At 37.7% G+C, this 20498-nt stretch carries 17 protein-coding genes; 9 read left to right on the forward strand and 8 right to left on the reverse strand.

Annotated elements, in window-relative coordinates:
- Positions 1-215 precede the first annotated feature (215 nt).
- From groL to miaB, 7 genes are all read right to left on the reverse strand, one after another.
- Complete coding sequence (groL, locus tag J0871_RS06195; RefSeq protein ID WP_075325729.1) at positions 216-1856, reverse strand: chaperonin GroEL; 1641 nt, start codon at positions 1854-1856, stop codon at positions 216-218.
- Positions 1857-1950: 94 nt separating this feature from the next.
- The gene (locus J0871_RS06200) at positions 1951-2226 is read right to left on the reverse strand and encodes a co-chaperone GroES (protein WP_057482963.1); all 276 of its coding nucleotides are present in this window, start codon (positions 2224-2226) and stop codon (positions 1951-1953) included.
- A 153-nt stretch (positions 2227-2379) separates the two neighbouring features.
- Positions 2380-2724, reverse strand: coding sequence for a preprotein translocase subunit SecG (gene secG, locus J0871_RS06205; protein ID WP_075325730.1), 345 nt, complete (start codon positions 2722-2724; stop codon positions 2380-2382).
- Positions 2721-3593: a hypothetical protein gene (locus tag J0871_RS06210; RefSeq protein WP_208224277.1), complete on the reverse strand. Its 873-nt coding sequence runs from the start codon at positions 3591-3593 to the stop codon at positions 2721-2723. The genes secG and J0871_RS06210 overlap by 4 nt, the downstream gene beginning before the upstream one ends.
- 1 nt (position 3594) lies before the next feature.
- Positions 3595-4098 carry an LptE family protein gene (locus J0871_RS06215; protein ID WP_208224279.1) on the reverse strand — a complete coding sequence of 168 codons (504 nt, stop codon included), beginning with the start codon at positions 4096-4098 and terminating at the stop codon, positions 3595-3597.
- A gap of 15 nt (positions 4099-4113) precedes the next feature.
- Positions 4114-5391 (reverse strand): sigma-54 dependent transcriptional regulator, encoded by a 1278-nt coding sequence (locus J0871_RS06220; RefSeq protein ID WP_093304958.1) that lies wholly within the window; start codon positions 5389-5391, stop codon positions 4114-4116.
- Positions 5392-5465: 74 nt separating this feature from the next.
- Entirely contained in the window at positions 5466-6911 is a 1446-nt protein-coding gene (gene miaB / locus J0871_RS06225; protein ID WP_208224280.1) for a tRNA (N6-isopentenyl adenosine(37)-C2)-methylthiotransferase MiaB, read from the reverse strand.
- Positions 6912-7053: 142 nt separating this feature from the next.
- Here miaB and J0871_RS06230 point away from each other — a divergent pair, with 142 nt between their 5' ends.
- The 8 genes from J0871_RS06230 (at position 7054) to J0871_RS06265 (ending at position 18069) form a co-directional block, all read left to right on the forward strand.
- Complete coding sequence (locus J0871_RS06230; RefSeq protein WP_075325735.1) at positions 7054-8307, forward strand: hypothetical protein; 1254 nt, start codon at positions 7054-7056, stop codon at positions 8305-8307.
- Positions 8308-8501: 194 nt separating this feature from the next.
- Positions 8502-11051: a type I DNA topoisomerase gene (topA, locus tag J0871_RS06235; RefSeq protein WP_075325736.1), complete on the forward strand. Its 2550-nt coding sequence runs from the start codon at positions 8502-8504 to the stop codon at positions 11049-11051.
- 3 nt (positions 11052-11054) lie between these two features.
- Complete coding sequence (locus J0871_RS06240) at positions 11055-12215, forward strand: formimidoylglutamase (RefSeq protein ID WP_075325737.1); 1161 nt, start codon at positions 11055-11057, stop codon at positions 12213-12215.
- Positions 12216-12330: 115 nt separating this feature from the next.
- Complete coding sequence (gene gldK, locus J0871_RS06245; RefSeq protein ID WP_075325738.1) at positions 12331-13695, forward strand: gliding motility lipoprotein GldK; 1365 nt, start codon at positions 12331-12333, stop codon at positions 13693-13695.
- A gap of 50 nt (positions 13696-13745) precedes the next feature.
- Positions 13746-14408 (forward strand): gliding motility protein GldL, encoded by a 663-nt coding sequence (gene gldL, locus J0871_RS06250; RefSeq protein ID WP_093305755.1) that lies wholly within the window; start codon positions 13746-13748, stop codon positions 14406-14408.
- Between the two features lie 54 nt (positions 14409-14462).
- On the forward strand, positions 14463-16007 hold the full coding sequence (gene gldM / locus J0871_RS06255; protein ID WP_208224282.1) for a gliding motility protein GldM: 1545 nt from the start codon (positions 14463-14465) through the stop codon (positions 16005-16007).
- Between the two features lie 13 nt (positions 16008-16020).
- Positions 16021-16914 carry a gliding motility protein GldN gene (gene gldN, locus J0871_RS06260; protein WP_075325741.1) on the forward strand — a complete coding sequence of 298 codons (894 nt, stop codon included), beginning with the start codon at positions 16021-16023 and terminating at the stop codon, positions 16912-16914.
- A gap of 99 nt (positions 16915-17013) precedes the next feature.
- Positions 17014-18069 (forward strand): FAD-dependent oxidoreductase, encoded by a 1056-nt coding sequence (locus tag J0871_RS06265; protein WP_208224284.1) that lies wholly within the window; start codon positions 17014-17016, stop codon positions 18067-18069.
- Here the strand turns inward: J0871_RS06265 and J0871_RS06270 are convergent.
- Positions 18066-18452 (reverse strand): DUF983 domain-containing protein, encoded by a 387-nt coding sequence (locus J0871_RS06270; protein ID WP_093305750.1) that lies wholly within the window; start codon positions 18450-18452, stop codon positions 18066-18068. The two genes, J0871_RS06265 and J0871_RS06270, sit on opposite strands and share 4 nt — an antisense overlap.
- A gap of 107 nt (positions 18453-18559) precedes the next feature.
- Here J0871_RS06270 and J0871_RS06275 point away from each other — a divergent pair, with 107 nt between their 5' ends.
- Entirely contained in the window at positions 18560-20479 is a 1920-nt protein-coding gene (locus tag J0871_RS06275) for an ABC-F family ATP-binding cassette domain-containing protein (RefSeq protein ID WP_208224286.1), read from the forward strand.
- Positions 20480-20498 lie beyond the last annotated feature (19 nt).

Below are 20498 nucleotides of genomic sequence, written 5' to 3' on the forward strand. Positions count from 1 at the left end.
GTCAATGCCAATTAGGAACTGGGGCATTATTTTAAATCAGTTCCTTACGATCTATGAAAAAAGGGTCAGACTTTAAAAAGTCCAACCCCTGTTATTTTAACTTTACACACTTTGCGGGATAGTGTCTAATAAATCTAATTTTTTAAGTTTTTCGGAAAAAGAAAAACCCGTTTCCATAAAGAAACGGGTTTTTAATATTTGTTATGGCCGGGCCATTACATCATTCCGGGCATTCCGCCGCCCATTCCGCCTGGCATACCTCCGCCACCTTTGTCGTCTTCTGGAAGATCAACAAGAGCACACTCGGTAGTTAAGATCATTCCGGCAACAGAAGCAGCGTTTTCAAGCGCAACTCTTGTTACTTTCTTAGGATCTATAATTCCGGCTTTCATCATATCTACAAATGTGTCGGTTTTTGCATCGTAACCAAATTCTTTCTTGCCTTCAAGAACTTTATTGATTACTACAGAAGCTTCACCACCTGCATTTTCTACGATGGTTCTAAGTGGAGACTCAATTGCTCTAAATACAATTTGAACTCCGGTTGCTTCATCATCATTTTCAGTCTTGATCTTGGCAAGAACGGCTTGTGCTCTTACTAACGCAACACCACCACCGGCAACAATTCCTTCTTCTACAGCCGCACGGGTTGCGTGAAGGGCATCGTCTACACGGTCTTTCTTCTCTTTCATTTCAACTTCTGAAGCTGCACCTACATAAAGTACGGCAACACCACCGGCTAGTTTAGCCAAACGCTCCTGAAGTTTTTCTTTATCATAATCTGAAGTAGTGGTTTCGATCTGAGCTTTGATCTGGTTTACACGTTCTTCAATTTGCTTGTTGTCTCCAGCACCGTTTACAATAGTAGTGTTATCTTTATCGATAGCTACTTTTTCAGCAGTACCTAACATATCAATAGTAGCGTTTTCTAAAGAGAATCCTCTTTCTTCAGAAATAACAGTACCACCGGTTAGAATAGCGATATCTTCTAACATTGCTTTTCTACGATCTCCAAATCCTGGCGCTTTAACAGCAGCGATTTTAAGAGAACCACGTAATTTATTTACTACTAAAGTTGCAAGGGCTTCGCCATCTACATCTTCAGCAATAATTAAAAGTGGCTTTCCAGATTGTGCTACCGGTTCAAGAACAGGAAGCAAATCTTTCATAGAAGAGATCTTTTTGTCGAACAATAAAATGTACGGATCTTCAAGATCTGCAGTCATTTTCTCTGAATTTGTTACGAAATATGGAGAAAGATAACCACGGTCAAACTGCATACCTTCAACTACTTCAACGTGAGTCTCGGTACCTTTTGCTTCTTCTACAGTAATTACACCTTCTTTTCCAACTTTCCCAAAAGCCTGGGCGATAAGATCACCAATATGCTCGTCATTGTTTGCAGAAATAGAAGCTACCTGCTTTATTTTTTCTGAAGAATCACCAACTTCTTTGGTTTGTTTCTCTAAATCTTTAGTGATTGCAGTTACAGCCTTGTCTATACCTCTTTTAAGGTCCATTGGGCTAGCGCCTGCTGCAACGTTTTTAAGGCCCTCTTTTACGATAGCCTGGGCAAGTACAGTAGCGGTAGTAGTACCGTCTCCTGCAAGGTCATTGGTTTTAGAAGCAACTTCTTTTACCATTTGAGCGCCCATATTTTCTAAGGCATCTTCCAGTTCAATTTCTTTTGCTACAGTAACACCATCTTTAGTTACGGTTGGTGCACCAAAAGATTTGCTTATTACTACATTACGTCCTTTAGGACCTAAAGTTACTTTTACGGCATTTGCCAATGCATCTACACCGCGCTTAATTCCGTCGCGGGCTTGAATGTCAAACTTTATATCTTTTGCCATTGTAAATTATGTTTTGTCATTTCCGTGAAGACGGAAATCTAATTAATACTATTATTTATTTTGAAAGTTTCCCCGGGAGTGGGGAAAAGAAGTCTTATACTATTGCAAGGATATCGTCTTCTCTCATCATTAGATAGTCTGTACCCTCAAGTTTTAATTCTGTACCGGAGTATTTTCCGTAAAGCACAGTATCACCAACTTTCACAGTCATATCGTGGTCTTTATTACCCTTACCTACAGCTACAACTTTTCCACGTTGTGGTTTTTCTTTAGCTGTTTCGGGAATGTAAATTCCAGATGCCGTTTTAGTTTCGGCTGCTTCAGGCTCAATAAGAACCCTGTCTGAGAGCGGTTTAATGTTTAGTCCCATTTTTTTATAAATTTATTTAGGTTAATTAATCTTTGAATAAGCGACTAAGCCTATTTCTAAAATTATGCCACCCCGCTTTTACTGCCAATTACAAACAAAAAATGCCAGCTTGTCATAAGCTGGCATTTGTAAATTTTATAAAGAAAGAAGCGATTATTGATCGCTGTCAGATCCTGATTGTTGTCCTGGCATTTGTGCCGGTGGGGTAGCGGTATTTTCAGGCATTGCATCTTCGTCAAAAACCCTTGATTCGCCGTAGCTTGAATCGTCCATAATAGTTACATTAGAAAGTAAAATAAGGACTAATAAAAGTGTTGCTAAAGTCCAGGTACTTTTATCTAAAAAGTCTCCGGTCTTCTTTACACCACCTACTTGTTGTCCACTACCACCAAAAGAGGAAGATAGGCCACCGCCTTTAGGGTTTTGTACCATAATTACCACTACCAGTAAAAAGGCTACAATAACTATTAATGCTAAAAAAATCGTGAATGTGCTCATTCTTGCTTTGTATTATTTTCTTGTAATTTTTCGATTGCCCGAATTTGGTCAGCAAAGAAACCACTTTTTTCGGGATTTTTCAAAATTAATATTTTATATGCCTGGATTGCTTTTTTATAATTTTTTTGTTCCAAATAAACCCGTGCTAAAGTCTCGGTCATTAACGACTCTGGCGGGGTTGTGCTTACTTCTGCCAGGTTGGATTTATTGCTGGGTTTGCCCGGTTTTATTTTCGGACTTTTGGATATGAACCTGTCTATAAGTTCAAACTTTTTATGCTGAACCTCATCTTTCGGATTTTCTTCTTCCGATTCTTCTCTTTTTATAGGTTTTGCTGAAGTAAGTCGCAACCATTCTGAAAAAGAATGTGATTCTGAAGCATCAAACTCTAAAGGTTCACCCAATTTCAATTGGTCTTCAGATAAATTTTCTTCGGTATGTTCCTTTGCTTCCTCACTTTTCTCAGAAAACAAGTCGGGATCCATCACCTGTTCAGATTCAGATTGCCTCATTTTTATGGCTTCATCTATGGCCATACTTCTTTTGGCAAAAACTTCTTCCGGTTCAAAAACGGTAATATTTCGCAATTGTTCTTCCTGCTCCTGGATTTGCCTTGCAATTTTATTCTGATTAAATTCTATCGAGGTTATAAAATCAAAAAGTACACTACGATTAGTGGTATAAGCGGCAGTTTTTTTTAGTGCACTGTTGTAGCTGAATTCCTGATGCTCTTTTAAACCTTTAAGCCTTACTGCACGTGCCGTCTGGAAATATGGTGCTTTCTGAATAAGTTTTTCCAGAGCACTGGTTTGCTCGGCAGTGATTTCGGCTGGGTTTTGCAGCAGTTGTATGAATTCGTTTGCTTCCATATTACCAATCGGTTAAAGCGGCATTAAAAATATCCTGGGTTAACCTGTTGTAAATTTCATCTAAGGCAGTGGCCAACACATCACCAACTAATTGCGCATTGGCGGGATAATCGTAATAAAAAGAAAAGCGTCTTTCAAAATCTTTTTCGGGTTCCAGGGTGTTATAATAACGAACATTCACTACAATGGTGAGTCGGTTTTGTGCCGCCGTATTTTCAGCGGTAGCGGTAATAGGTGCTACATAAAAATCAATAATTTCTCCTTCAAAAATAAGATCGGCGTTATTGTTGGCCAGGCTTAAACTGGTTTGATTCTGAATAAGGTCCTGTAACTGTAAAGTGAAAGTCCTGTCTATTCCCGGTTCTACTAAATCGGCCTGGTTTTGAAAGAAATTCACCTGGAACGATTCAGCATCACCAGTATCTGCGCCCGTAAAAGAGTAAATTCCGCAAGATTGGGTGCTAAGCAGGAGCACAAAACATAAAAGAAAAGCAGTTTTTTTCATATAAGCGGGCTAAAATTACAGGTTGTATTGTTTTATTTTTCGGTAAAGTGTGCGTTCACTTATCCCTAATTCCTCAGCGGCAGCTTTGCGTTTTCCGCTATGCCTTTCTAAAGATTTTTTTATAAGTTCTAATTCTTTATCCTGCAAAGAAAGGGTTTCTTCTTCCTGAATCTCTTCTGCAAAATAATATTTATCCTTTTCCCTGCTAATTTCAGATTTCGGACTGTTCTGCGGAATTTGAAGTACTTCCAGCCTTTCATCATTTAAAGCTTCTAATTCTTCTGCATCAACATCTTCCCCATCATCGTCGCCATAAAGTTTTTGAATTAAGCTTTCGTTTTCATCCTGAACTTTTTGCGTATTCCCACTCTCCATAAGTTTTAGGGTGAGTTTTTTGAGATCGGTCAGGTCGCTTTTCATATCAAAAAGCACTTTGTAAAGAATTTCCCGTTCGTTGCTAAAATCGCTTTCTTTCTTTTTTTCTGAAATAACTGCGGGTAGATTACTGCCAATATCGGGTAAATATTCTTTTAAACGCTCGGGGCCAATAATACGCTCCTGCTCTAAAACTGAAATTTGCTCGGCAATATTTCTTAACTGCCGAATATTCCCGCCCCATCGGTATTTTTTTAATAAACCTACCGCATCATCCTGAAGTTTAATGGTTGGCATTTTATATTTCAGCGCAAAATCTGAAGCGAATTTTCTAAACAATAAATGAATATCGTCCTTACGATCCCGCAGTGGCGGAAGGTTAATTTCTACTGTGCTTAATCTATAATACAGGTCTTCACGGAAGCGTTCTTTTTTAATAGATTCCTGCATATTAATGTTGGTAGCCGCGATAATGCGAACATCAGATTTTTGCACTTTGGAAGATCCAACTTTTATAAATTCGCCGTTTTCTAAAACACGCAATAATCTAACTTGTGTGGGAAGTGGTAATTCTCCAACTTCATCTAAAAAAATGGTCCCGCCATCGGCAACTTCAAAATAACCGCTTCGGGTTTGGGTGGCACCGGTAAAAGCGCCTTTTTCGTGACCAAAAAGTTCAGAATCTATAGTGCCTTCTGGAATTGCACCACAGTTTACTGCAATATATTTCCCGTGTTTTCTATGAGATAATGAATGGATTATTTTTGGAATACTTTCTTTCCCAACCCCACTTTCCCCTGTTACCAAAACCGAGATATCTGTAGGCGCAACCTGGATTGCTTTTTCTATAGCGCGGTTAAGGCGTTGATCGTCGCCAATTATTCCAAACCGCTGTTTTACTGCCTGAATTGATTCCATATATAAATCCTGTTATTTCAGAAGGAATTAATCTAGTTACTAAACCTGATTCCTTTAGACTGAATAACTATTTTTTAATTATTTTCACTATATCCAACGGCTTCACCAATTAGGGTTGCGCTGGTACAGTCATTAATTTTTACGTTTACAAAGTCACCAATCTTGTAATTCTTTTTTGGGAATACCGCCACGGTGTTTTGAGTGATTCGGCCGCTCCAGTGTTCGCTAGACTTTTTAGATTCTTTTTCAACTAAAACTTCTACGGTTTCTCCAAGAAATCTTTGCGTCCTAAAATGATTATGTTCACGCTGAAGCGCTACTATTTCGGCTAATCTTCTTTGTTTTGTTTCTGCAGGCACATCGTCTTCCAATTTACGGGCCGCCATAGTACCAGGTCTTTCAGAATATGCATACATATACCCAAAGTCATATTTCACATATTCCATTAATGATAAAGTATCCTTATGATCCTCTTCAGTTTCAGTTGGGAAACCAACAATTAAATCCTGGGAAATAGAGCACTCTGGCATTAATTCTCTTATATAGTCTATAAGTTTAAAATATTCTTCGCGGGTGTGCAGCCTGTTCATCTCTTTTAAGATTCTATCACTTCCGCTTTGAACCGGTAAATGAATATGCTTGCAAATATTGGGATAAGCGGCTACAACTTCAATTACCTCCAAAGTCATATCCTGCGGATTTGAAGTTGAAAACCTAATCCTCATTTTTGGTTGTGCTTCGGCGACCAGTCTTAAAAGTGCGGAGAAATCTGTGGCTGTAGCTTTTTGAATTTCAGAAGCATTTTTAAAGTCTTTTTTAAGTCCGCCGCCATACCATAAATAGCTATCTACGTTTTGGCCCAGAAGCGTAATTTCTTTGAAACCTTTATTCCAAAGATCGTTTACTTCCTCTACTATACTTTGTGGGTCGCGGCTTCGCTCTCTTCCCCGGGTAAAGGGTACCACGCAAAAGGTACACATATTATCGCAGCCCCTGGTGATAGAGACAAATGCTGAAACTCCATTGCTTTGTAATCGAACAGGAGAAATATCACCATAAGTTTCTTCTTTAGAGAGAAGAACATTTATTGCATCCCGGCCTGCTTCAACTTCATTTATAAGATTTGGAAGGTCTTTATAGGCATCTGGCCCAACTACAAGATCTACTATTTTTTCTTCTTCCAGGAATTTTTCTTTAAGACGCTCGGCCATACAACCTAATACGCCCACTTTCATCCCGGGATTTATTCTTTTTACTGCGTTATATTTTTCAAGCCTTTTACGAACGGTTTGTTCAGCTTTTTCTCTAATAGAACAGGTGTTTACCAAAACCAGATCTGCTTCTTCTAAGTTTTGAGTAGTATTAAAACCTTCTTTTGCAAGAATAGAAGCAACAATTTCGCTATCGCTAAAATTCATTGCACAACCGTAACTTTCAATAAAAAGCTTTCGGGTATTTTCTTGCTTAGGCTCCATTACGAGCGTGTTTCCCTGTTGTTTTTCGTCTATTGTCTTCTCCATAATTCAAATCTTCCTTTTCAGGATTAAGAAATGCAAAGATAAGGGTAAAACGAACTTCTGACAAAGTGACAGCAATATTTTTAATTTTCTCACGCAACCTTTTTGTAATTATTGCATCTATATAGAAACCAACCAGATAATTATGAGATTTTTCTACAGTTTAATTACGTTGCTTCTTCTGGCTTTAATGGCTTTGTTCACTTCTTGCGAGAAAGACGCAACCGAAGAAGAATTTTATAATGTAGCCGTTCCCGTAGTAAAGCCTATTGAAGAATTTAGGGCTATGGTTAAAATTTCTGAGCCAAGAGCAATTACCGAAGCTGGCAAGATCTATTCTTATGGAGATTATGTTTTTATAAACGATGATCAAAAAGGTGTGCATATTATAGATAACAGTGATCACCGAAACCCTGTAAAAATGAAATTTCTTGAAATTCCGCAAAATACCGATATCGCTGTAAAAGATGATATGTTATTTGCAAATTCTGCTATGGACCTGGTGGTTTTTGATATTAGTGATATGAATAATATAACACAAGCGGAAAGAATGAAAAACGTTTTTCCCAACCATAATAACCGTATTCCTGCAAGTGCATCTTTTGTAGATAGCGATAATTTTAATGCTGAAACCGAAGTAGTGATAGGTTACGTTATGGAAACCCGAAAAATTGAAATGGCAAACGATACAGAATGGTTAACTAATGATAGGGCATCTTTTTCTGAATCAGGGAATTCATCAGGCGGTTCCGGTACCGGAGGTTCTTTGGCTCGTTTCAATATTCATGAAGATTATTTATATGTAGTAGATCAAAATAATTTATCGGTTTTCAATATTGCAGGATTAAGTAACCCCGAATTATTAAAAACTGAATGGATTGGGCCAGATATAGAAACTATTTTTTATAAAGAAAATCATTTATACCTGGGAAGTTCTACCGGTATGTATATCTATAGTGTAGAAAATCCAGCTACGCCAGAATATAAATCTATGTTTAGACATATTCTTGGTTGCGATCCCGTTGTAGTAAAAGGGGATATGGCTTATGTAACTATTAGAGGAGGAAATATATGCGGGCAGGAATGGAGCCAGTTGGATGTAATAGATGTAACCGATAAGTCCAATCCGCAGTTATTGCAATCTTACCCAATGAAAAATCCTTACGGCCTTGGCGTAAAAGACGACTGGCTTTTTGTTTGCGATGGTACTGCCGGATTAAAAATATATGACACAAAAAATACCCCCAACCTGGAACTTATAGACCATTTTCAGGACATTAACACCTATGACGTCATCCCTTTAGAAGATGTGCTCTTAATGGTTGGGGATAATACACTTTTCCAATATACTTATAAAGGTAATGAGATCAATTTACTAAGCACTTTCAGCCTTAATTGATTTTATTTTGTTTGGTTTTTTAAGGATGCCCCGCAATACTGCGGGGTTTTTTTATAAATTATTGAGAAAAGAATTTTTTTATACGTGAAGCCGTGAATGTGGCTGTTTTACAAGCTATTTCTACTTGTTTTGTAAAATCATTTAGGATGTTAAAAAAAAATTGATATACTTTTGCAGCTAGAAAAAAGAGAGTTATGGCAAAGAATTTAGTGATTGTAGAGTCCCCTGCCAAGGCGAAAACCATCGAAAAATTTTTAGGAAAAGATTATAAGGTGGCTTCCAGTTTTGGACATATTGCCGACCTGCCTACAAAAGAATTAGGTGTTGATACCGAAGGTAATTTTAAACCAAAATATATAGTTTCTAAAGACAAAAAAGATGTAGTTAGAAAACTAAAAGGTTTTGCAAAAGATGCTGATATGGTATGGCTGGCAAGTGATGAAGACCGGGAGGGAGAAGCTATAGCCTGGCACCTTGCCGAAGAGCTTAATCTTAAAAGTGATAAAACCAAAAGGATTGTTTTTCACGAGATCACTAAATCGGCTATTCTTAAAGCTATTGACAATCCCAGGGATATTAATTATAACCTGGTAAATGCCCAGCAGGCCCGTAGGGTTTTAGACAGGTTGGTAGGTTACGAACTTTCGCCGGTTTTATGGCGAAAAGTTAAAGGAGGTCTTTCTGCCGGGAGAGTACAATCTGTTTCAGTGAGACTTATTGTAGAAAGAGAAAGAGAAATTCAAAATTTTACTGCGGAAGCTTCCTTTAGAATAGACGCCGAATTCACTACAGAAGACGGTAAATCTTTTAAAGCAAAAATCCCGAAAAATTTTGATACCCGTAAAGAAGCCGAAGCATTTCTTCAGCAAAACTTAGGATCAGATTTTAAAGTAGCAGAACTTACTACCAAGCCTGCAAAAAAATCTCCTGCACCACCGTTTACCACTTCAACTTTGCAACAGGAAGCTGCCAGGAAGTTGTATTTTTCAGTAAGTAAGACCATGACTATGGCGCAACGTTTATACGAAGCAGGTCATATTACTTATATGAGAACAGATTCGGTAAACCTTTCAGAAGATGCACGAAAAGGAGCTAATGAAGAAATTTTAAAGGCTTACGGAGATAAATACGCAAAATCAAGACAATTTAAAGGAAAAACTAAAGGCGCTCAGGAAGCTCACGAAGCAATTCGCCCAACAAATTTTGCCAGCCACTCGGTAAGGGCAGATCGGGACGAACAACGCTTATATGAGTTGATCTGGAAGCGAGCTATCGCTTCACAAATGAGTGAAGCCCAATTAGAGCGTACCAATGTAAAAATTGAAGCTTCTAAACACGATAAGCAGTTTACTGCAAATGGAGAAGTTTTGAAATTTGACGGTTTCCTGAAAGTTTACCTGGAAAGTACCGATGATGATGAAGATGCAGAAGAGCAAAACGGAATGTTACCGGCTTTAAAGGAAAATCAGCCGCTTAATAACAAATATATTACCGCAACAGAAAGATTTACAAGACCGCCATATAGATATACTGAAGCTTCTTTAGTGAAAAAACTGGAAGAATTGGGAATTGGACGTCCTTCTACTTACGCACCTACAATTTCTACTATTCAGAATAGGAATTATATAGAAAAAGGGTCGGTTGAAGGTACAGAGCGCGAGTATTTGCAATTTGTATTGAAAGGTTCTGACATCAAAGAGAATAAATTAACTGAAACCGTAGGAAGTGATAAAGGAAAATTAGTGCCAACTGCCGTAGGTATGGTGGTGAACGATTTTCTTGTGAATCATTTTTCAAACATTCTTGATTATAATTTTACCGCGAGAGTTGAGCAAAGTTTTGATGATATCGCGGAAGGAAATGAAGAATGGACGCATATGATGAAAGAATTCTATGAAGACTTTCATCCGCAGGTTGTAGATGTAGCCAAAAATGCCGACCGAGAGGTTGGAGAAAGAATTTTAGGTGAAGATCCTGAAACCGGCAAGCCTGTAAGTGTAAGGTTAGGAAAATTTGGGCCTATGGTTCAAATTGGTTCCGTAGAAGATGATGAAAAACCAAAATTCGCCAGTCTTGGTCCAGACCAAACTTTAGATTCGGTTACTTACGAAGAAGCGATGGATCTTTTCCAGCTTCCGAAGGAATTAGGAGAGTATAAAGATGAAAAAGTTGAGGTAAATAATGGCCGTTTTGGTCCTTATGTGAAATTTGGCAAGAAATATGTTTCGCTTGAAAAAGGCGAAGACCCATTAAACGTAGATTTTGATCGCGCAATGGAGCTGATCAAGGAAAAAGAAAAGGCGGATGCTCCAATTCACCACTACGAAGATATGCCGGTGCAAAAAGGTGTAGGCCGTTTTGGTCCTTTCTTAAAATGGAATGGTATTTTCATTAACGTAAATAAAAAATACGATTTTGATAATCTTTCTATTGAAGATATTGAAACCCTAATTGAAGATAAAAAGCGTAAAGAGCGTGAGAAGTTGATCCACAACTGGGAAGAAGAAGGAATTAGGGTTGAAAAAGCACGTTGGGGAAGGTTTAATATTATAAAAGGCAAGACTAAAATTGAGTTGCCAAAAACCACAGATGCCGAAAACTTAAGTTTGGAGGAAGTAAAAGAAATTCTTGAAGAGAAATCTAAAAAGAAAAAAAAGACTACTAAAAAGAAAGCTCCGGCTAAAAAAACGACTGCTAAGAAGAGCACGGCAAAAAAGAAAACCACTACAAAAAAGAAGAAGTAATATATGGATTTAGATTTTCTGAGTCCCCTTTCTGAAGAGTTGCTTAGGGAAATTGCCGGTTTTGGTGAACATTCCCTGGGAAATTCAGTAAAAAAACATACCGCCTCTCACGGTTTGCCAGATTTAGATGGCGTACAAATGGCAGTGGTGGGTATTAAAGAAAACCGGCTGGGAGAAGAAATAGACTTTCTTGATTTTGTAGATGTAAGAAAGGCTTTTTATAGTTTATTCCCGGGAAACTGGCACATTAATATTGCCGATTTGGGGGATATTGAAAAAGGCGAGACTGTAGAAGATACTTATTTTGCAGTGCAAACCCTGGTGGCGCAATTAGTGAAAAAAGATTTGATTCCCGTGCTTTTAGGCGGAAGTCAGGATTTGGTTTACGCACAATACCGGGCTTACGATACTTTAGATCAAATGGTGAATCTTGTAAATATAGATAGCCGTTTTGATTTAGGGGATGCCGAAAACCCTATAGGCAATCGCTCTTACGTGGGTAAGATAGTGGTTAATCAGCCTTATAATTTATTTAATTATTCCAATATTGGCTATCAAACCTATTTTAATTCGCAAGATGAAATAGAATTAATGGAGCGCCTGTTTTTTGACGCTTATCGTTTAGGAGAAGTTAGTAATAATATAAAATTAGTAGAACCGGTAATGCGAGATGCAAATATGGTGGCTATAGATTTAGCAGCTGTAAGTGCACCTTCATCGGGTTCTCGTGATATTGCTTCCCCTAATGGATTTGATGGGAAGGAAATTTGTGCGCTTTCACGATATGCGGGGATTAGCGACAAAGTAAGCTCTTTCGGGATTTATGAATATGATAATTTAAAATTCGGAAATTTGGGCGCCATGTTAATGGCACAAATGATGTGGTATTTTGCCGAAGGGGTAAATTACCGGACTAACGAAAATACTATTTCGGCAAAAAAAGAGTTTATAAAGTATCAGGTTCCTATAGATGATGAGGTTTTAGTGTTCTACAAAAGTCCTGTTAGCGGGAGGTGGTGGATAGAGATTCCGTTTCTTGAACATGTAGATACTAAATTAAAAAGGAGTACGTTATTACCTTGCAGTGAGGAAGATTACCTGGAAGCTTGTAATCAGGTAATTCCAGAAAGATGGTATAAAGCAAAAAGAAAAAACGAAGTTTAAAATAATTTCAGGCATTCTTGGTATTTACTGTATTTTTACCTAAAATATTGTTTTTTAAAAAATAATTAGATAGGTTTACTGCCGTAAATTGAGATGTCTTAACCTAAGAGAAACTATGAAGAAATTTATTTCGCTAATAGCTGTTCTGGCCTTGCTTTCAAGCTGTGGGCGTGGAGATCGTGGACAGCTGGTTGGTGCGAAAGGGGAGAAGTGGAATCCGGAGAAACCACTTGGGATGACATTAATTCCTGGAGGTTCATTTATAATGGGAAAGTCTGATGATGATATCGCAGGCCAACGCAATGCCCCGCCTAAAACGGTGACCGTGCGTTCTTTCTATATGGATGAAACCGAAATTACCAATGCCGAATACCGTCAATTTGTTAATGATGTAAAGGATTCTATTGTTAGAACCGAATTAGCAATTATGGCTGAAAACATGGGCGAAGCAGAAGGCTCAGGCGGAATTGGAGATTACGCTTTTATGGATGCCGATGAAGGTGACATGACGCCTTATGAAGAATATATGCTGAATACCTACGGCCAGGGTGGCCCATCTGATACCTACGAGAACCGCCGTTTAAATAAGGATATTGATATTATTTGGGATACAGAAGATTATCCAGATGTATATTATGCGGAGGTTATGGATATGATGTATATCCCCATGGAAGAAGTTTATAACGGCCAGCGTACCATAGATGTAGAAAAATTAAAGTTCACTTATACCTGGATGGATGTGCAGGGTGCAGCTAAAAAGCAAGGAAATAGAAGTGATTATATAAAAAGAGAAGAAATTCAAATTTATCCCGATACTACAGTTTGGATAAGAGATTTCAACTATTCATATAATGAGCCTATGCATAATGATTATTTCTGGCATAGTGCTTTTGACGATTATCCTGTAGTAGGAGTTACCTGGAAACAGGCAAGGGCTTTTACTCAATGGAGAACCTTATATCATAATTATTACCGAAGAGAAAAAGGTGAGCACAACGTGCCTTCATACCGTTTACCAACCGAGGGTGAATGGGAATACGCAGCTCGTGGTGGTTTAGAAGGAGCTACTTACCCGTGGGGAGGTCCTTACGCCAAAAACGACCGTGGTTGTTTTATGGCCAACTTTAAGCCATTAAGAGGGGATTACGCCGCAGATCAGGCGCTTTATACTGTTGAAGCTCAATCTTACGATCCAAATGATTATGGTTTGTATAATATGGCCGGAAACGTGGCAGAGTGGGTAGATTCGTCTTATGATCCCGCTTCTTACGAATACATGTCTTCAATGAACCCAACGGTTAATAATCCCGACGATATGCGAAAAGTAGTGCGGGGAGGTTCCTGGAAAGATGTAGCTTATTTCCTTCAGGTAAGTTCAAGAGATTATGAATATGCAGATTCTGCAAGAAGCTATATTGGCTTTAGAACAGTTCAAGATTACCTCGGAACAGATGTTACCCTAAATCAACCAAACAGATAATTAACAACAACCTATTTAACCAGTAGAAAATCTAAATCTATTTTATTATTATGGCAAAATCGAATTCAACAAAGAGAATAACTAACATGGTGTACGGTTTAGGTGCATCAGTTGTAATATTAGGTGCGCTTTTTAAAATTATGCACTGGCCATTTGCAAACCCAATGCTTATTGCAGGTCTTGTAGTAGAGGCTTTTGTATTTGCATATTCTGCATTTGAACCTACAGATGACGACCTTGACTGGTCTTTAGTTTACCCTGAATTAGCCGGTGGACAAGGAACTCGACGTAGCGCAACAGTAATTGAGGAAGACAAAGAAACTCAGGGCCAACTTTCTAAGAAATTAGATGAAATGCTTAAAGAAGCTAAGATAGATGCTAATTTAATGAGCAGTCTTGGAGACAGTATCCGTAATTTTGAAGGAGCGGCAAAAGGAATTGCTCCTACTGTAGATGCTATGGCTTCTCAAAAGAAATACAGCGAAGAGCTTACAACAGCTGCTACGCAAATGGAAACCTTAAATAATATTTATAAAGCTCAGGTAGAATCAGCTTCACGCCAGGCAGAAATCAACCAGGAGGTTGCAGAAAATGCCGGTAAATTAAACCAGGAAATGGGATCTCTTGCAGCTAACCTTTCTTCTTTAAACGGAGTTTATGGAGGTATGCTTACAGCTATGAACGGTACCCGCAGTGGTGTGCCAACTAATTAGTGAATTTATTACCCCTGAAAACCTAAATTATTAAAGAACAAAACTAATTAGCACATGGCGTCTGGAAAACAAACCCCAAGACAGAAGATGATTAACCTGATGTATCTGGTGTTCATAGCAATGATGGCACTAAATATGTCTAAGGAAGTATTGACAGCCTTTGGTCAAATGAATGAAGACCTTGAGGAATCTAATGCTACTACATCTCAACGTAACGATATGGCAATGGCCGGTTTAGCCGCCAAAGCCGAAGAACAACCTGCAAAATATGAAGAATTAAAAGCTAAAGCCGAACAAATTGGTGTGCTTTCAGATAATTTATACAATACGGTAGGTAATCTTAAGGATGAATTATTAGCCGATTATGAAGGTGAAGATAGAAACAATTATGAATCTATGGATCGCTCTGATAAGTTAGACAACTTATTTTTTGCGAGTGGAAGAGTAACACCAAGAGGAGAAGAGTTTGTTGCAGCTATAGATACTTATAGAAATGAAGTACTTAATATTCTGGGAGATGGTTTTCCGCAGATTAGAAGTGAAGTTGCAAACGATTTTTCTACGGAAGAAATTACTGATAACGAGAATGTAACCAAACCCTGGTTGATGTACAACTATCAGGGATTTCCGTTAATTGCTTCTCTTACAAAATTAACTCAGATACAATCTGATGTTAGAACAACAGAAAACGATATTTTATCTTCAATGCTTGAAGGGCAATTGCAAAGTGACGTTTCCTTAACTAATTATCAGGCCATAGTAGTGCCAGACAAAACGGCCTTTTTTAGTGGTGAAAACTTTAAAGGTAAAGTAGTTTTAGGTCGTGTAGATCCTACTTTAAAATTTGAAAATGTTACTATAAACGGCAATAATGTAGAGAGCACACAGGCGGGACAGGTTATGTTAGATTTCCCTGCAGGTAATGTAGGTGAAAAAGAAATTAACGGAGAGCTTCAGTTTAAAGAAGGTGACTCTATTGTGAGAATCCCTATTAATAGTTCTTATGCTGTTATTCCAAAGCCTAATTCAGCAGTTATTTCGGCTGATAAAATGAATGTACTTTATCGCGGAGTTCAAAACCCAATGACGATTTCTATTCCTGGTGTAGGTAGTATTAGTGCTCAGGCTCCAGGACTTTCACCAGCTGGTGGTGCGGGACAATACGTGATGAACGTTACTAATTTACAGGCTAGAGAAGTAGCAATTAATGTAAGTGGTAAGCTTCCCGGTGGAGAAACCGTTTCAGATAGCAAAACATTTAGAATTAAAGATATTCCAAGACCGGCAGGTACGGTTAGGGGAGAAGATGGATCGGTGCAAATGCAACGTAATAGTTTAGAAGTTTCTACTATTGGTGCAACACTTCCAGATTTTGATTTCAATCTTGATCTAAACGTAACAGGATTTAGTTTTAAAGTACCGGGACAACCAACTATTCAGGTTAATGGTAGTAGGTTAGACGATAGAGCAAAAGCTGCTCTAAGAAGAGCAGGACGAGGAGAATCTGTGCAAATTTTTGATATTCAAGCGGGTATCTCTGGTAACTCTGGATATAAACTGAAGAAAGTTTCTCCAGTTGTTATAGAGTTAACAAATTAATAAAATTTAGAAGATGAATTGGAGAGGATTTTTATTGAATGCTTTGGTGTTTTCTTTCACAATAACATCTTTTGGGCAGGCGAATATTTTAAACGCTAAAGACCCTGAAGATATTGGCAGGAAAACCGAAGCCCAGATTCAAAGTGATATTAATGATAAACCACTTGAATATGGATACATTGAAGATCGTGATGTATTATGGTCTAAAAACGTATGGGAAAAAATAGATCTTGATGAAAGGGTTAATTTCCCATTGTATTACCCAATAGATACTAATAATATTGGGAATAACCGTAGGGCCCTGTACGATGTTTTGGTTTCTGCTATTAAAAGTGGTAAAATTCAAAACATTTATGCCGATTCTTACTTTAAAGAAAAGAGAACCCTTAAGGATATTGAAGCAACCTTATCTAAAGTAGATACTACAGATCTTGGAATTGAGCAGTATAATGCCGGGGAACAGGTTGAGGAACAATTTATAGATAGGCGGGATTTAAGTGCCGCTGATATCGCAGAATATCATATTCGCGGAATGTGGTATTTTGATAAACGCCAGGCAGAATTGAAGTATAGAATACTCGGTATAGCTCCCGTAGCTCCCGATGTAAACTTTATAGATTCTGGTCAAACCGATCTGGTAGAATTATTTTGGGTTTGGTTTCCCGATGCCAGGCAGGTTTTGCATGATAATAAAGCCTTTACCGGCAGTAGTTCGGCGCAAACCGTCACCTTTGATCATTTACTGAATTCCAGAAGATTTGATGGGATGATCTATAAAGAAGATAACGTTTATGGAGATCGTGAAATTGATGAATACATTGTAGATAATGCGTTTATGGAACTTTTAGAAGCCCAGCGTATTAAAGAGCAAATAAGAAACTTTGAGCTGGATATGTGGAATTACTAATTCCTTTAAAAGCTTCAAAATTTATTAGAAAAGCGTTTCTTATGGAGCGCTTTTTCATTTTTAATAGGGAGGTTAACTATAAATTTTTAATTTTAAACTATGTTAGATTATATAGTAGTTGGTTTAGGCCTAAGCGGAATTGCAATAAGTCAAAGGCTGGAAGACAGAAATAAGAAGTTTGTAGTTTTTGAAGATAATTCTCAAAAATCTTCCCTGGTTGCCGGTGGGCTGTTTAACCCGGTAATTCTTAAACGTTTTACCCTGGCCTGGAATGCGAATGAGCAAATGAAAATCGCACTTCCGTTTTATAAAGAAATGGAAACAAAATTACAGGCTAAGATTCTTTATCCTGTAGAAATTTATAGAAAATTCTTTTCAGCTGAAGAGCAGAACAATTGGTTTGGAGCAGCCGATAAACCTTTACTTTCAGAATATTTAGATACCGATCTGGTTAAAAATATTAATCCTTGCATTCCTTCGGAATACTCCTTTGGGAGGGTTCGGCAAACCGGGGTAATTGATACCGATGTGCTTATAAAAGAATACCGAAATTATTTGAAAAATAATAACAAAATTCAATTTGAAAGATTTGATTATTCGGCGCTTCAGATTAATGAAGATTCCGTTAACTATAATGGAGTTTTAGCCAAACAAATCGTTTTTTGTGAAGGATTTGGAATGCAACATAATCCTTTCTTTAATTACCTTCCGCTACGCGGAAATAAGGGAGAATATATCACTATTTATTCAGAAGAATTAAAATTGGAAGAAGCAGTAAAGTCTTCGGTTTTTATTATTCCGCTAGGGAATAATTTATATAAAGTTGGGGCCACTTATAACAACAAGGATACAGATCCGCAACCCAGTAAAACTGCACGGGAAGACCTGGAAAATAAAATTAAGAAGTTAATTACCTGTAAGTTTGAAGTTGTAGATCAGTCAGCAGGAATTAGACCTGCCAGCAAAGACCGCAAACCAATGTTAGGAAGACATCCTGAATATAAAAACCTGTATTGCTGCAATGGATTTGGCAGTAGAGGCGTGCTTATTTCTCCAATGGTTTCAGAACAATTAATCAGGTTTATTGAAGAAAATGTTCAGCTTCCGCAGGAAATAGATTTACAAAGATTCAATAAGAAACATTATGAGGCTTAGCGTTTCCCCGCATTGGGTTTGTAGTTAAGAAAGAAATTAATCCAAATATTTCTGGAAAGCCTTATAATAATAGGCATAAATACCACTAGCGTTCCTATTATGGCCCAAAAGGAGGTCATTAATCCACCTCCAAAAAAGAAATAGGCAATCACAAATGCAGCTACAGAAAATGCGATGCCTACCGCATAGCTTACATACATAGCTCCAAAAAAGAAAGAAGGCTCTATTTTATATTTTGTTCCGCAGTTAGAACAGTGCTCGTGCATTTCAAAAATACGTCCTAATTTATAAGGATTGCTTTCAACATACATACTCTCTTCGTGGCAAACAGGGCAGGTTCCTGTAAGTATACTGTAAAGCTTGGTTCCTTTTAAAAATTCCATAATTGATAATCAAGGGGTTATAAGTTTCGTTGCGGCTTTAGATTGGGAGTAAACATATTTTTTTCACGTTGTAAATTTAGGCATATTTGCAAAAATAAAATCAACAAATGCTTAATATTCATAATCTCTCTGTTTCCTTTGGCGGAGAATATCTTTTTGAAGAAATAACCTTTAGACTGGGCGCGGGAGATCGCGTTGGTTTAATAGGAAAGAATGGTGCCGGAAAATCTACAATGCTTAAAATTCTTGCCGGCGAGCAGGAATACGATGGTGGGCAGATTGCGCGTGATAAAGAACTGAATATTGGTTTTTTAAAGCAGGATATAGATTTTGAACAGGGTCGCAGTGTTTTAGAAGAAGCGCAACAAGCTTTTGTTGAAATAAAGAAACTTGAAAAGCAAATTGATGAAATTAACCATCAATTAGCAACCAGAACCGATTACGAAAGTGAATCTTACACCCAACTTATTCAGGATTTAAGTGAGATTACACATACTTACGAAATAATTGGCGGGTATAATTACGAAGGCGATACTGAAAAGGTCTTGCTGGGGCTTGGTTTTCAGCGGGAACAATTTGGTAAACTTACCGAAACTTTTTCGGGAGGTTGGAGAATGCGAATAGAACTCGCTAAACTTTTACTTCAAAATAACGATATTCTATTGCTGGATGAGCCTACCAACCACCTGGATATTGAAAGTATTATCTGGCTGGAGAATTTCCTTAATAATTATTCAGGCTGTGTGATTATTGTTTCGCACGATAAAATGTTCCTGGATAATGTTACCAATAGAACCATAGAGATTTCGCTTGGCCAGATTTACGATTTCAATAAGCCGTATTCAAAATACCTGGTGCTTAGAGAGGAATTAAGAGAGCAACAACTGGCCGCACAGAAGAATCAGCAACGTGAAATTGAGCAAACCGAAAAACTCATCGATAAATTTAGGGCAAAAGCTTCAAAAGCTTCTATGGCACAGTCGCTCATCAAAAAACTTGATAAAATAGATCGGATTGAGGTGGATGAAGATGATAATGCGGTGATGAATGTGAGTTTCCCTATTTCTATTCAACCTGGGAAAGTAGTTATAGAAGCAGAGGGAATTGGCAAAGCTTATGGTAATAATCAGGTTTTAAAAGATATTGATCTTTTAATAGAACGTGGAAGTAAAATTGCTTTTGTGGGGCAAAACGGGCAGGGTAAAACCACGCTTGCTAAAATTATTATTGATGAAATTCCATATGAAGGACATTTAAAACTGGGGCACAATGTTCAGTTAGGATATTTTGCGCAAAATCAAGCCGATTACCTGGACGGTGAGAAAACCGTTCACGATATTATGATTGATGCTGCTAACGAAAAAAACCGAAGCAAAGTTCGAGATATGTTGGGCTCCTTCCTCTTTAGAGGTGATGAAGTAGAGAAAAAGGTAAAAGTACTCTCTGGTGGTGAAAGAAACCGTTTGGCGCTTTGTAAGTTAATGCTGCAGCCTTTTAACGTGCTTATAATGGATGAGCCTACCAATCACCTTGATATTAAATCTAAGAATGTATTAAAGGAGGCTTTGAATAGGTTTGAGGGAACTTTAATAATTGTTTCTCACGACAGGGATTTCCTTCAAGGACTTTCTAATAAAGTTTATGAGTTTAAGGATACCAAAATAAAGGAATATCTGGGCGATATAAATTACTTTTTAGAGCAGCGTAAGCTTGAAGATATGCGCAGCGTAGAGAAAAAAGATAAAGCAGCCAAAGTGCAAAAGGATGCTGCCGGTTCTAACAACAAAAAAGCCTACAAAGACCAGAAAAAGGTAAAATCCTTAAAAAATAAATTAAACAATACCGAATCTAAAATCACTAAGTTAGAAAAAGAACTCGAAACGCGTGATATGGAATTAGCTACAAATTACGATGAAGTTGCAGCGAAACCAGGATATTTGGAGAAATATAAAACAAAGAAAAAAGAGCTAAACTCTCTTATGAAAGAATGGGAAGAAATTCAGGAAAGCCTGGATAGTTTAGCATAAACAATTCTTATAATTTCAA

Source organism: Salegentibacter sp. BDJ18, from assembly GCF_017579965.1.
Classification (GTDB): Bacteria; Bacteroidota; Bacteroidia; order Flavobacteriales; family Flavobacteriaceae; genus Salegentibacter.